The sequence below is a fragment of the Pectobacterium artocarpous genome (assembly GCF_046159765.1).
Classification (GTDB): domain Bacteria; phylum Pseudomonadota; class Gammaproteobacteria; order Enterobacterales; family Enterobacteriaceae; genus Pectobacterium.
On the sequence record NZ_JBJXVK010000005.1, the window covers coordinates 133,477 to 147,443 of the forward strand.

General features: G+C 49.7%; 11 protein-coding genes. 5 read left to right on the plus strand and 6 right to left on the minus strand.

Translation table 11 applies throughout. The annotated features are described in order from the left end of the window. Positions 1-6: 6 nt before the first annotated feature. The 6 genes from ACKQAD_RS04805 to ACKQAD_RS04830 all read right to left on the minus strand — a co-directional run bounded on the left by ACKQAD_RS04805 (position 7) and on the right by ACKQAD_RS04830 (position 6,452). On the minus strand, positions 7-339 hold the full coding sequence (locus ACKQAD_RS04805; protein ID WP_010282099.1) for a cytochrome o ubiquinol oxidase subunit IV: 333 nt from the start codon (positions 337-339) through the stop codon (positions 7-9). After that, positions 339-953 carry a cytochrome o ubiquinol oxidase subunit III gene (locus ACKQAD_RS04810; protein WP_409159099.1) on the minus strand — a complete coding sequence of 205 codons (615 nt, stop codon included), beginning with the start codon at positions 951-953 and terminating at the stop codon, positions 339-341. Before ACKQAD_RS04810 ends, ACKQAD_RS04805 begins: the two co-directional genes overlap by 1 nt. Further along, positions 943-2,934 (minus strand): cytochrome o ubiquinol oxidase subunit I, encoded by a 1,992-nt coding sequence (gene cyoB / locus ACKQAD_RS04815; RefSeq protein WP_409159100.1) that lies wholly within the window; start codon positions 2,932-2,934, stop codon positions 943-945. The genes ACKQAD_RS04810 and cyoB overlap by 11 nt, the downstream gene beginning before the upstream one ends. A 4-nt stretch (positions 2,935-2,938) precedes the next feature. Further along, positions 2,939-3,901 carry a cytochrome o ubiquinol oxidase subunit II gene (cyoA, locus tag ACKQAD_RS04820; RefSeq protein WP_409159101.1) on the minus strand — a complete coding sequence of 321 codons (963 nt, stop codon included), beginning with the start codon at positions 3,899-3,901 and terminating at the stop codon, positions 2,939-2,941. 425 nt (positions 3,902-4,326) lie between these two features. Next, positions 4,327-5,814, minus strand: coding sequence for a muropeptide MFS transporter AmpG (gene ampG, locus ACKQAD_RS04825; RefSeq protein WP_409159102.1), 1,488 nt, complete (start codon positions 5,812-5,814; stop codon positions 4,327-4,329). 59 nt (positions 5,815-5,873) lie between these two features. Further along, positions 5,874-6,452: a lipoprotein gene (locus tag ACKQAD_RS04830; protein ID WP_225087222.1), complete on the minus strand. Its 579-nt coding sequence runs from the start codon at positions 6,450-6,452 to the stop codon at positions 5,874-5,876. Positions 6,453-6,788: 336 nt separating this feature from the next. On the opposite strand from ACKQAD_RS04830, the gene bolA reads away from it, so the two are divergent. The 5 genes from bolA (at position 6,789) to lon (ending at position 13,868) form a co-directional block, all read left to right on the plus strand. After that, positions 6,789-7,103, plus strand: a complete 315-nt coding sequence (gene bolA / locus ACKQAD_RS04835) for a transcriptional regulator BolA (protein ID WP_409159103.1) — start codon at positions 6,789-6,791, stop codon at positions 7,101-7,103. 315 nt (positions 7,104-7,418) lie between these two features. Next, positions 7,419-8,723, plus strand: coding sequence for a trigger factor (gene tig, locus ACKQAD_RS04840; RefSeq protein WP_409159104.1), 1,305 nt, complete (start codon positions 7,419-7,421; stop codon positions 8,721-8,723). 510 nt (positions 8,724-9,233) lie between these two features. After that, positions 9,234-9,857 carry an ATP-dependent Clp endopeptidase proteolytic subunit ClpP gene (clpP, locus tag ACKQAD_RS04845; RefSeq protein ID WP_409159105.1) on the plus strand — a complete coding sequence of 208 codons (624 nt, stop codon included), beginning with the start codon at positions 9,234-9,236 and terminating at the stop codon, positions 9,855-9,857. A gap of 162 nt (positions 9,858-10,019) precedes the next feature. Next, entirely contained in the window at positions 10,020-11,294 is a 1,275-nt protein-coding gene (gene clpX, locus ACKQAD_RS04850) for an ATP-dependent protease ATP-binding subunit ClpX (protein WP_039346833.1), read from the plus strand. A 192-nt stretch (positions 11,295-11,486) separates the two neighbouring features. After that, positions 11,487-13,868 carry an endopeptidase La gene (gene lon / locus ACKQAD_RS04855; RefSeq protein WP_409159106.1) on the plus strand — a complete coding sequence of 794 codons (2,382 nt, stop codon included), beginning with the start codon at positions 11,487-11,489 and terminating at the stop codon, positions 13,866-13,868. Positions 13,869-13,967 lie beyond the last annotated feature (99 nt).

Below are 13,967 nucleotides of genomic sequence, written 5' to 3' on the forward strand. Positions count from 1 at the left end.
GCTCGGTTACTGGATCATCATATTGTGGTGTGCGCTCATCATAATCCAGATGGAGCCCACGACGACAATGGCGATAATCAGGACGGCAAACACAAGAGCCACCACGTTCCAGCGCTCTTCTGAGGACGTATTAAGGTGCAGGAAGTACACCAGATGCACCAGAATTTGAACTACTGCACATCCCACCACCGTGAAGAGAATGGCGCTATGCGACGCAGTACCGCTCATCACCATACTGAAAGGAATGACGGTCAAAATGACTGACAGTACAAAACCTATCACGTATGACTTCACGCTACCGTGGCTGGCACCTGAATGATCGGTTGTTGAATGACTCATTACATCGCCCCCAGCAGATAAACAACGGTGAAGACACAGATCCATACCACGTCGAGGAAGTGCCAGAACAGGCTCAGACACATCAGACGTGTCTTGTTGGTTGCAGTCAGGCCACGTTTGGACACCTGAATCATCATGATGATCAACCAGATCAGACCGCCTGTTACGTGAATCCCGTGAGTGCCGACCAGTGCGAAGAAGGCAGACAGGAACGCGCTACGATCCGGGCCGTAGCCTTCAGCAATCAGGTGATGGAATTCATAGATTTCCATCATGATAAACACCAGACCAAACAGGAAGGTCACAGCCAGCCAGGCGTTAACCTGAGACTTGTTACCCTTGTTCATGGCGATCATCGCCATGCCGTAGGTAATACTACTGAAAAGCAGAGCGAAGGTTTCCACCAGCACAAAGGACAGATCGAAAAGGTCCTTCCCGCTTGGGCCACCTGCAGTGCCGTTAACCAGCACCGCGTACGTTGCGAACAGTGACCCGAAAATGATCAGGTCGCTCATCAGGTAGACCCAGAAGCCGAATACCTTGGTAGCGCCTGTGTCGTGGTGCCCATGCTCGGCATGGGCAGTATTGTGGTTAGTCAGAGTTTCAGTTGACATGTTTCACGCCTGCCTTACTGAGTTGATCAAAATTCTGATTCTCAATTTGCTCAATTTCTTTAACCGGCACGTAGTAATCCACGTCTTGATTAAAGCTATGCACAATCCAGGTCACAATCATGCCAGCAAAGCCGACGATGGCCAGCCACCAGATATGCCAGATCATGGCAAAACCGAATACCAGGGCGAATGCGGAGATAATCACACCGGCACCGGTGTTCTTCGGCATGTGAATCTCTTCATAGCTGGCAGGGCGCTTGTAAGCTTCACCTTTCTCTTTCGCTTCCCAGAACGCGTCACGCTCGTTGATGTGCGGAACAATAGCGAAGTTATAGAATGGTGCAGGAGAAGATGTTGCCCACTCAAGCGTGCGTCCACCCCATGGGTCGCCCGTCAAATCGCGGTTCTGGTGACGATCACGGATACTGACGTAGAACTGCATAACCTGACACAGCACACCGATACCGATTAATACCGCACCGATGGACGCCACAACCAACAAGGCGTGGAATTCAGGGTTAATTTGCTGGCTCAGACGACGTGTCATCCCCATGAAGCCGAGGACGTACAGCGGCATGAAGGCAACGAAGAAACCGATAATCCAGAACCAGAACGCGCGCTTACCCCAGGTTTCGTTCAGGGTGAAGCCAAAGGCTTTCGGGAACCAGTAAGTAATACCCGCGAAGCAACCGAACACCACGCCGCCGATGATCACGTTATGGAAGTGAGCAATCAGGAATAGGCTGTTGTGCAGGACAAAGTTCGCGCCCGGTACTGCTAGCAGAACCCCGGTCATACCACCGATGGTGAAGGTGATGATGAAGCCAGTGGTCCACAGCATCGCAGAATGGGACTGAATACGGCCTTGATACATGGTGAACAGCCAGTTGAAGATTTTAACCCCTGTCGGGATTGAAATAATCATAGTGGCTATGCCAAAGAAGGCGTTAACGTTCGCGCCGGACCCCATGGTAAAGAAGTGGTGCAGCCAAACAATGAACGACAGAACCGTAATTGCAATGGTTGCCCACACCAGTGAGGTGTAGCCGAACAGACGTTTCTTACAGAAGGTGGCAACGACTTCAGAGTAAATACCGAAGACTGGCAGCACCAGAATGTACACCTCAGGATGACCCCACGCCCAAATCAGGTTGATGTACATCATCATGTTGCCACCCATATCATTGGTAAAGAAATGGGTGCCGAGGTAACGGTCAAGCGTCAGCAGCGCAATGGTAACGGTCAATATTGGGAATGCGGCGATGATCAACACGTTGGTACACAGTGCCGTCCAGGTAAATACTGGCATTTTCATCAGCGTCATGCCAGGCGCACGCATCTTCAGAATGGTGGCGAAGAAGTTAACACCCGTCAGCGTGGTACCTACACCGGATATCTGTAGACTCCATATCCAGTAATCGACCCCGACGCCGGGACTGTACTCCTTACCTGAAAGCGGTGGATATGCCACCCAACCCGTTTGAGCGAACTCACCGATCCCGAGAGAGAGGTTGATCAAAATAACACCAACCACAAACAGCCAGAAGCTGAGGGAGTTCAGGAATGGGAAAGCAACGTCACGCGCACCGATCTGCAAGGGAACTGCAAGGTTCATCAGCCCAACAACAAACGGCGTCGCCACGAAGAAGATCATGATGACACCGTGCGCGGTGAAAATCTGATCGTAGTGATGAGGGTTTAGAAAGCCTTCTTGCCCGGCAGAAGCCAGCACCTGTTGGCCGCGCATCATGATGGCATCGGCAAAACCACGAAGCATCATCACCAGACCGACGATGATATACATGATACCGATTTTCTTGTGGTCGACGGAGGTGAACCATTCGGCCCACAGCCATTTCCACTTACCTAAATAGGTTATTGCCGCCAGCAGCGCAAGGCCGCCGACGATGATCGCCGCCACGGTGACCATAATGATGGGTTCGTGATACGGAACCGCATCAAGTGTAAGTTTTCCGAACATCGTATTATCCCTCGGCTCCTTTGTGCGAGCTATGCTCACCCATGTTCATACCCTCACCGTGTTGCATGTTTTCGTCAGACTTCATGCCTTCACCATGATGTTGCATGTTCATGTCGTTGCCTATGAATTTGCGAATAATATTATTGAACAAATCCGGCTGGACACTGGAGAAGTATTCGACAGGATGGAATTCACTTGGCTTAGCCAATGTGTTGAATTCATCCATGGTATTCAGTGTCTTGGAGGACGCACGAACGTTCGCAACCCACTGGTCGAACTCTTGTTGAGTCGGCGTGGCAATCGCGGTGAACTTCATGCCAGAGAAGCCTTTACCACTGTAGCCGCCAGAGATACCGTCATATTTGCCCGGTTCGTTAGCGATCAAGTGGAGCTTCGTCTGCATACCGGCCATGGCGTAAATCTGTCCACCAAGACGAGGAATGAAGAAGGAGTTCATCACGGAGTCGGATGTGATCTTGAATGCAACCGGTACGTTGGCAGGGAAAGCCAGTTCGTTAACCGTCGCAATGCCCAGATCCGGGTAAACAAACAGCCATTTCCAGTCGAGCGAAACAACTTCGACATTGATAGGTTTGACGTCTGATTCCAATGGTTTGTAGGGATCAAGCGAGTGGGTCGTCTTCCAGGTAATTGTGCCAAGAATGATGATAATGATAATTGGCACAGTCCAAACTACTGCTTCTATCTTATTGGAGTGTGACCAGTTCGGGGTATATTTTGCCTTTTCATTGGAAGCACGAAACTTCCAGGCAAAAGCTATCGTCATAACGATAACGGGAATCACAACGATCAACATCAGCCCGATGGCAGTCAGTATTAGCGATCTTTGCTCTAACCCGATCTCTCCTTTGGGGTTCATCAGTGCCATATCGCAACCGCTCAGCAGAGCAGTGGCTGCAGATAAAGACAGCATCCCAAAAATCTTATTGTATTTCCTGAGTCTCATCTAGCGACCTCAATAACAAGGGCTCTATTGTCATTTCACGCGAGCGGGCATTTTACGGGAAGGTTACTGCACTGTAAACATGATTAAGGTTATGTCAGCCGGTTGTTGCTGGTTTTTGCCCTTAATGTCACAAGAATAGCCAAAAATAAAAATAATTTTTAAAAACAGCAAATTAAGTGGCTACTCCGATAAGAGTATGGATGGATAATAAGAAATTACAACCCGCGCTAGCGCTTATTTTCTATTTCCGGTTCGGTGAAAATTTTTGTTCAATTCGCGTTTTTGATAACGAATGAAATGAATTTTGCAAGATTTTACGAGGAAATAAAATTCTCGCTAGCAAGATAATTATGGGAAAAATAATTAAATAAAGGAAAAATGTAATAAGTTCAGGCAGCATTCATCTGCTACCTGAACGAAAACCGTCAGTATTTTGATGGTTTTGATGCGCGCCCAAGCGACAGATAATCCAACAAACTACCGAAGAAAATGCCCAGCAGAGCAAGTGTACAGCCTGCGGCGAGCAGGTATTCTGCCAGTTGGGGCAATGAAGACCATTCCATTGCATTGCTAATGAGCAGCATGAGCCACAGCGTCAGCAATATCACCCCTGAACCCAGTACACGTAAGGCCTTCCTGTAATAATTCTGGAAGTGTGTACGCAACTGAAAGGTGTCGGTTTTCTGGGTGAATTCCAGCGTCTCGCGGCAAATCATCAGGATTACCAGGCCCGGTAAGGCGGCCAAAATCGAGAACAGATAGAACCATGCCCAGCCGTAGGATTCGACAAACCAGCCAGCGATTGGGCCAACGTACACTCGTCCGACAGCCGCAAGGGCGGAAAGCAGGGCAAACTGTGTAGCTGAGAATGATTTATTACACAGCGTCATCAAGAGCGCGACGAATGCCGCTGTTCCCATCCCACCACAGAGATTTTCCAGGAAAACCGCGGTAGCCATAGTGAACAAACTTTTGGCGGTGATAGCCAACAGCCAGTATCCCGCGTTGGACACGGCCTGAAGGATACCAAACAGCATCAGCGCTCTGAACAACGAGAGCCGCTGCATCAATAATCCACCGTAAATCGCCCCCACAATGGTGGCGACCAGTCCAAGCGTCTTATTAACCAGCCCGACATCACCAGCATTGAAACCAACGCCGCGTATCAGGAAGGTGGTCGTCAGGCTGATCGCAAAGGCGTCACCGAGCTTGTATAAAACAATAAGCAGCAGAATAAGCCAGGCGTTGTTGCGTTCGAAGAAATCGCGTAGAGGGGCAACAATGGCTTGCTCCATGGTGCGCGGCGCCGGTTGGCTATTTAGTGGTTCCGGTGCTAACAAGGTGGCGAACACCCCGATCAGCATTAGCCCTGCCATGAGCCAATACGTTGCCTGCCAGCCAAGATAGCGATCCGCCATCCACAGCGCCAGCCCGCCAGAAATCAGCATGGCCAGTCGGTAGCCTAAGACTGAGGTTGCCGCGCCCGTGCCGCGTTCTTCCGGCGGGAGTAAATCCGTCTTATAAGCATCAAAAACAATATCCTGAGAAGCCGAACAGAACGCGACCATTACGGCCAGCGCTGCCAGCCACCAGAGATCGCGTGCCGGATGCATAAACCCCATGCCAATAATGGCGGCAATGAGCAGGAGTTGACTGAGAATCAGCCAGCCCCGGCGTCTGCCAAGAAACGGCGGGGTATAGCGATCCATGAGAGGGGACCACAGGAACTTGAATACGTAGGCTTGACCCACTAAAGAGAAAAAACCGATGGTTTTCAGATCGACATTCTCGACGGTCATCCACGCTTGCAATGTGCCGGATGTCAATGCCAGTGGTAAACCGGAAGCAAAGCCAAGCAACAGCATAAAAAGCGAATTACGTTGGCTGAATAAAGCAATGATGCGACTAAACATGAAGAATCCTTTCCCTTGCTCCGAAAGCGTTCAGAAGCAAGGGAAGCGGCGTATAGAAATTAACGGGCGTTTTCTTTGATAAAGCTGCTTACGCTGGTGTCTTGTGCCATGTCATTGATGACATCACCTAACACGGTGTTAACCGCATCGGTAATTTTGTCGTTGCTGGCGGTGAAAGCACCCTGAACGTTATAGGTTGAACGGTAGTTTTTCACCTGCTTGTTGCCGTTTGCCGCCTGAGAAATGATGGAGATATCGGCTTTGGTCGTGATGTTGTAGCGCAGGTTGCCTTCTGAAACGTCGGCATAAAGGTGGTTAACCACGATCTGCAACGCTACCGGACCGCCTGTGCCGATCATATAACCACGCGCGGTCATTTGTTTTTCCAGCGCTTCTTGCAACAGGAAACGCAGATCGCGGGAAGGTGTCAGCGTAATCAGTTGGCCGTCGCGATTCACTTTTGCCAGAGCCTGATCGGCGCGCTGATCCGCACCATTAATACTAATTGTTACGCCCATCAGGGTCGGATCCTGGGAAGGTAGGCTAATTTTAGGCGTGATGTTCAGCGTGTTACTTTTTGCTGCACATCCTGCAAGCAAGATTACGGCCAGAAGAGGGAAAAATAATTTTTTTAACATTCGTATTTTCTCAGTAATGATTAGTGTGGTGAGCCGACAAATATTGTTGATATCATATCATCGCCACAGGCAGGAAAAAGAGCCGATAGCAGGTAAATTGTTCTGAAATTCATCTTTTTCGTGCCATTGGCCTGAAAAAACCGTTTTTATCACATCAAGACCGCCGATGATATATCAATGCGTTGCGAATATTTTTCTTCTTTGTCAGGCCGTCTTTACGCATAACAGGTTGAAAAAACGCTAAGGTTATAATGATTCGGGCATCGGTAAGTTGCAGTTGAGTGGCAGCAATGTCGCGTTGATATCACATTTTCCCCAAGCCGAAAGGGTAGCCGTATGATGCGTGAAACGATAGAAGAAAAGCTGCGAGTGGGTTTTGAGCCTGTTCATTTAGAGGTGATCGATGAAAGCTATCGTCACAACGTGCCTGCGGGAGCGGAAAGCCATTTTAAAGTTGTGCTGGTCAGCGATAAATTCACGGGGGAACGCGTGATTGGGCGGCACCGCGCAGTCTATGCCGTACTGGCAGAAGAGCTTGCAGGTTCGGTTCATGCGTTAGCGTTACATACGTATTCGACAAAAGAGTGGGCCAGTTTGCAAAATGCCGTATCTTCTTCACCACCTTGTGGTGGTGCAGGCATCCTCTCTTAGTCATTAATATGGCCCGTTCCTGATATATCGGGGCGGGTTACTGACCAAAAGTGTGAATCTGTTGCTGTAATAGTCCACCCGCCGTTCTCGACTCATCCTCTCTATACCGCTATAATGCCGCGTCTATTTTTCCTGAATGTATTCGGGACGCTTCTGACTACAGGGAACGGGGTTGGCAATTTCCCGGTTCTGCGAGGTTTATTTAAGTCTGTGCGCCTTGGTGCCAGTGCTGAATCAGCCTTGCTGTCGTGAGATTTTTCGTCGCGAGAATAGTTTTGGGGTTGACCGATCACTGTGATTTTTTGAGGTAACAAGATGCAAGTTTCAGTTGAAACCACTCAAGGTCTGGGACGTCGCGTAACGATTACCGTTGCGGCTGACATCATTGAGAGTGCGGTGAAGAGCGAGCTGGTCAACGCGGCCAAAAAAGTACGTATTGACGGTTTTCGTAAAGGCAAAGTGCCGATGAATGTTGTTGCTCAGCGTTATGGTGCCTCTGTGCGTCAGGACGTACTGGGTGACCTGATGCAGCGCAACTTTGTTGACGCTATCATCAAAGAAAAAATTAATCCGGTTGGCGCGCCTAACTACATCCCTGGCGAATACGCTGTAGGCGGCGACTTCACTTACTCTGTTGAGTTTGAAGTGTACCCGGAAGTTGAATTAAAAGGTCTGGATGCAATCGAAGTTGAAAAACCGGTTGTTGAAGTGACTGACGCTGACGTTGATACCATGCTGGAAACGCTGCGTAAGCAACAGGCGACCTGGAAAGAAACTGACCGCGCTGCGGCAGCGGAAGATCGTGTCACTATCGATTTCACTGGCTCTATCGACGGTGAAGTTTTCGAAGGCGGCAAAGCTTCCGATTTCGTTCTGGCAATGGGCCAGAATCGCATGATCCCAGGTTTTGAAGATGGCGTTGTTGGGAACAAAGCTGGCGAAGAATTCACTATCGATGTGAACTTCCCTGAAGACTACCACGCTGAAAACCTGAAAGGAAAAGCGGCTCAGTTCGCTATCGTCCTGAAGAAAGTTGAAGAGCGTGAACTGCCTGAGTTGACTGAAGAATTCATCAAACGTTTCGGCGTGGCGGATGGTTCTCAGGAAGGTCTGCGTGCTGAAGTCCGTAAAAATATGGAACGTGAACTGAAAGGTGCGGTGCGTAACCGTGTGAAAACTCAGGTTCTGGACGGACTGATCAACGCAAATGAAATCGACGTGCCAGCGGCACTGATCGATGGTGAAATCGATGTTCTGCGTCGTCAGGCTGCACAGCGTTTTGGCGGCAACGAGAAGCAAGCGCTGGAATTACCGCGAGAGCTGTTCGAAGAGCAAGCTAAACGCCGCGTTGTTATCGGTCTGTTGCTGGGTGAAGTCATCAGCAGCAATGAGCTGAAAGCTGACGAAGCACGCGTTAACGCACTGATCGAAGAGATGGCTTCTGCTTACGAAGATCCGCAGGAAGTTATCGAGTTCTACAGCAAAAACAAAGAGCTGCTGAACAACATGCGTAATGTCGCGCTGGAAGAGCAAGCGGTAGAAACTGTGCTTGCTAAAGCGAAAGTCGTTGAGAAATCAGTAAGCTTCAACGAACTGATGAATCAAACCGCTACAGCATAAACATTGTTTATTGCGTAGCAGGGAGCTTTCCCTATCAAAAGCCCGTGCCTTATGGCGCGGGCTTTTTGCTTATGGACTAGCTCAATCCTGCTGCCAGATGGTTACCGTTTTGATCGTGCATTATCTCTGGTATTTTACCCCCACAGTGCCTGTCGTATAGACGAGGAATGGCCGCCTGAAATTGCACTATTATTAAACGAGGCAAAGATTTTATGAGGTCAGGCAAGGAGTTAAACCACAGGTTTGCCTTACCGATAACGTGTTAATAATAAAATAATTGGCTCTTTAATAGAGAGCGATTGATAGTGTAAGCTTGAAATTCAATGCGCGTGCCCCCACTCACTGGAGAGGAAAAGTAGGCACAGCAGGTAAGAATTCTCGGCCGGATAGGTTGTTCAGCCGTGTAGGGATAGGGTGCCGTAGTCATCCCCCCCTATCTCTAGTAGAATTGAACGCAATGCTTGAACAACGTAACAAGAGTACCGGACGCATTTTATCTAGGAGACGTGAATGTCATACAGTGGCGAACAAGAAAGACAAGCACCTCATATGGCGTTAGTGCCGATGGTGGTTGAACAGACCTCACGTGGGGAACGTTCTTACGATATCTATTCCCGTCTGCTAAAAGAACGGATAATCTTCCTGACTGGTCAGGTTGAAGATCACATGGCGAATCTGGTTGTGGCACAGATGCTGTTTCTGGAAGCTGAAAACCCAGAAAAAGACATTTATCTGTACATTAACTCTCCAGGTGGCGTCATTACTGCCGGTATGTCCATTTACGACACCATGCAGTTTATCAAGCCGGATGTCAGTACGATCTGTATGGGACAGGCTTGCTCAATGGGCGCGTTCCTGTTGGCTGCGGGTGCTAAAGACAAACGTATTTGCCTGCCTAACTCGCGCGTTATGATTCACCAGCCGTTGGGTGGTTTCCAGGGGCAGGCTACGGATATTGAAATCCATGCCAAGGAAATACTGAAAGTGAAAGCCAAGATGAATGAGCTGATGGCGAAACATACGGGGCAGCCTCTTGAAGCGATAGAGAGAGACACCGAGCGCGATCGTTTCCTCTCTGCCAGTGAGGCAGTAGACTACGGTTTGGTAGACTCCGTATTCACTAACCGCGGGTAATCATTCGCCATAGTCGTGGTCTGGTGTAGCTAAAATCAGTGTTCGACCGATAGTCTGTTGTGCGAGGTTATTTTACGCGTATTGGCTATAAGTATCGGCGTTCGTTGTAGCGGTATCGCTGTGGTTGGCCTGCGGGCAAAAGACGAAAAAGAGGTTTAACTCATGACAGATAAGCGCAAAGACGGTTCAGGAAAGTTACTGTACTGCTCTTTTTGCGGCAAGAGCCAGCATGAAGTGCGTAAGCTGATTGCCGGGCCGTCGGTGTATATCTGCGATGAATGTGTTGATTTGTGTAACGACATTATTCGCGAAGAAATTAAGGAAGTGGCGCCCCACCGTGAGCGCAGTGCGTTGCCGACGCCACACGAAATTCGCCGCCACCTTGACGATTACGTCATCGGGCAAGAGCAGGCCAAGAAGGTATTGGCCGTTGCGGTATATAACCACTATAAACGTTTGCGTAATGGTGACAGCAGCAACGGGATCGAATTGGGTAAAAGTAACATCCTGCTGATCGGTCCTACGGGGAGCGGTAAAACGCTGCTGGCTGAAACGCTGGCGCGCTTCCTGGATGTGCCATTCACTATGGCGGATGCGACCACGCTGACTGAAGCGGGCTACGTCGGTGAAGACGTTGAAAACATCATTCAGAAGCTGCTGCAGAAGTGTGATTACGATGTGCAGAAAGCGCAGCGTGGCATTGTCTACATCGATGAAATCGACAAGATTTCTCGTAAGTCAGACAATCCGTCGATCACTCGCGATGTTTCTGGTGAAGGCGTGCAGCAGGCATTGCTGAAGCTTATCGAAGGGACGATTGCTGCGGTTCCGCCTCAGGGTGGTCGTAAACATCCACAGCAGGAGTTCTTGCAGGTTGATACCTCCAAGATCCTCTTTATCTGCGGCGGTGCGTTCGCGGGTCTGGACAAAGTGATCGAGCAGCGTACCGATACGGGACGTGGCATTGGCTTTAACGCAACGGTTAAAGGTACTTCAGATAAAGCGACAGAAGGTGAACTGTTAGGCAAGGTTGAACCGGGTGATTTGATTAAATTCGGTTTGATTCCTGAGTTTATTGGCCGTCTGCCAGTCGTTGCTACGCTGAGAGAGCTGAGCGAAGAGGCGCTGATTCAGATTCTGCGCGAGCCGAAGAATGCGCTGACCAAACAGTATCAGGCGCTGTTCAATCTGGAAGGCGTTGAGCTGGAATTCCGTGATGAAGCGTTGACGGCGATTGCCAAGAAAGCGATGGCACGTAAAACCGGTGCGCGTGGCCTGCGTTCTATCGTTGAAGCCGCTCTGCTGGATACTATGTATGACCTGCCATCGCTGGAAAGCGTGGACAAAGTCGTTATTGACGAATCCGTTATTGCAGGTCAATCCGAGCCATTGCTGATCTATGGTAAGCATGAAACTCAGCAGGCTTCCGGCGAATAAGTAATCAATTAAGCCGTGTCACAAAATAAAAATGGGGGATTTTATCCCCCATTTGTTTTTTACACGCATGCTGGTCGTTGAATGTGAGATATTTATCCCCATATACTCAAATACCTATTTGATGAAACCCGTGAAAACCGCGTTTCACGAGATTCCCATAACCTGGCGGAAACGAAACTAAGAGAGAGCTCTATGAACCCTGAGCGTTCCGAACGCATAGAAATCCCCGTATTGCCATTGCGCGATGTGGTGGTTTATCCGCACATGGTCATTCCGTTGTTTGTTGGTCGGGAGAAATCGATTCGGTGCCTTGAAGCCGCAATGGATCATGATAAGAAGATCATGCTGGTGGCACAGAAAGAAGCTTCAACGGATGAGCCAAGTATTAACGATCTTTTCTCGGTAGGGACGGTAGCCTCAATTCTTCAAATGCTGAAACTGCCTGACGGTACGGTAAAAGTGCTGGTTGAGGGGTTGCAGCGTGCTCGTATTACGACGCTTTCTGACAGCGGCGAGCATTTCGCTGCAAAAGCTGAATATCTTGACTCTCCGGCGATTGATGAGCGCGAGCAGGAAGTGCTCATGCGCACGGCAGTCAATCAGTTTGAGGGATACATCAAGCTGAACAAAAAGATCCCGCCGGAAGTGCTGACGTCCCTGAACAGCATTGATGATGCTGCGCGTTTAGCCGATACCATTGCCGCGCACATGCCGCTGAAATTGGCTGATAAACAGTCTGTACTTGAAATGTTCGATATTACTGAACGTTTAGAGTACCTGATGGCGATGATGGAATCCGAAATCGATCTGCTGCAGGTAGAAAAACGGATCCGTGGTCGCGTTAAGAAGCAAATGGAGAAAAGCCAGCGTGAGTACTATCTGAATGAGCAAATGAAAGCTATTCAGAAAGAGCTGGGTGAGATGGACGACGCGCCGGATGAACACGAAGCGTTAAAACGTAAGATTGACGCGGCAAAAATGCCGAAAGACGCGCGTGAGAAAGCCGAAGCTGAACTACAAAAGCTGAAAATGATGTCGCCGATGTCGGCGGAAGCGACGGTGGTGCGCAGTTATATCGACTGGATGGTACAGGTACCGTGGAATGCACGCAGTAAAGTGAAGAAAGACTTGCTGAAAGCGCAGGAAATGCTGGATACCGACCATTATGGTCTGGATCGTGTGAAAGAACGCATCCTCGAATACCTCGCAGTACAGAGTCGTGTTAGCAAGATCAGAGGGCCGATTCTGTGTCTGGTAGGGCCTCCTGGCGTTGGGAAAACCTCGCTAGGTCAGTCCATCGCCAAAGCGACCGGACGTCAATATGTGCGTATGGCGCTGGGTGGCGTGCGTGATGAAGCGGAAATCCGCGGACACCGCCGCACCTATATCGGTTCAATGCCGGGCAAACTGATCCAGAAAATGGCGAAGGTCGGCGTGAAAAACCCGCTGTTCCTGCTGGATGAGATCGACAAGATGTCTTCCGATATGCGTGGCGATCCGGCCTCTGCCCTGCTGGAAGTGCTCGATCCTGAGCAGAACGTGGCGTTTAACGATCACTATCTGGAAGTTGACTACGATCTGTCTGATGTGATGTTTGTGGCGACGTCTAACTCCATGAACATTCCGGCGCCGTTGCTTGATCGCATGGAAGTCATTCGTCTTTCCGGCTATACCGAAGATGAAAAACTGAACATCGCCAAACAGCACCTGCTGCCGAAACAGATCGAACGTAATGCGCTGAAAAATGGTGAGCTGTCGGTAGAAGACAGCGCGATTGTTGGCATTATCCGTTATTATACGCGTGAAGCTGGCGTGCGTAGTCTTGAGCGTGAAATCTCTAAACTGTGCCGTAAGGCAGTCAAAACGCTGTTGATGGATAAATCCACTAATCATATTCAGGTTTCGGGCGATAACCTGAAAGATTTCCTTGGAGTTCAGCGCTTTGACTATGGCCGCGCGGACGATGAAAATCGCGTAGGGCAGGTAACCGGTCTGGCCTGGACGGAAGTTGGCGGTGATCTGCTGACGATCGAAACCGCCTGTGTGCCTGGCAAGGGGAAACTGACCTATACTGGTTCGTTAGGTGAAGTGATGCAGGAGTCGATTCAGGCTGCGCTCACCGTAGTTCGTGCCCGTGCGGAAAAATTAGGCATCAATGCTGATTTTTACGAGAAGCGTGATATCCACGTTCACGTTCCTGAAGGTGCGACGCCGAAAGATGGGCCAAGTGCGGGTATCGCAATGTGTACCGCGCTGGTTTCTTGTTTGACCGGGAATCCAGTGCGCGCCGATGTGGCGATGACGGGTGAAATTACCCTGCGTGGCTTGGTACTGCCGATCGGCGGTCTGAAAGAGAAACTGCTGGCCGCACACCGTGGTGGAATCAAGACGGTATTGATTCCCGATGACAACAAACGCGATCTGGAGGATATCCCACAGAACGTGATTGCGGATCTGGAAATCCACCCGGTGAAACGTATCGAGGAAGTGTTGGCGTTAGCGTTGCAGAATTCGCCTTCTGGCATGCAAGTGGTCTCTGCTCCTAAAGCAAAGCCCAAAGCCAAGGCAAAATAGTGACCTGTCGCAAAAACCCTTGAGAAAATCAGGGCTGGTGAGTGAAATCGTGCTTGCCAGCTTTTTTTTGTACCGCTAAGTTAGAGCACTGTTAGTTTT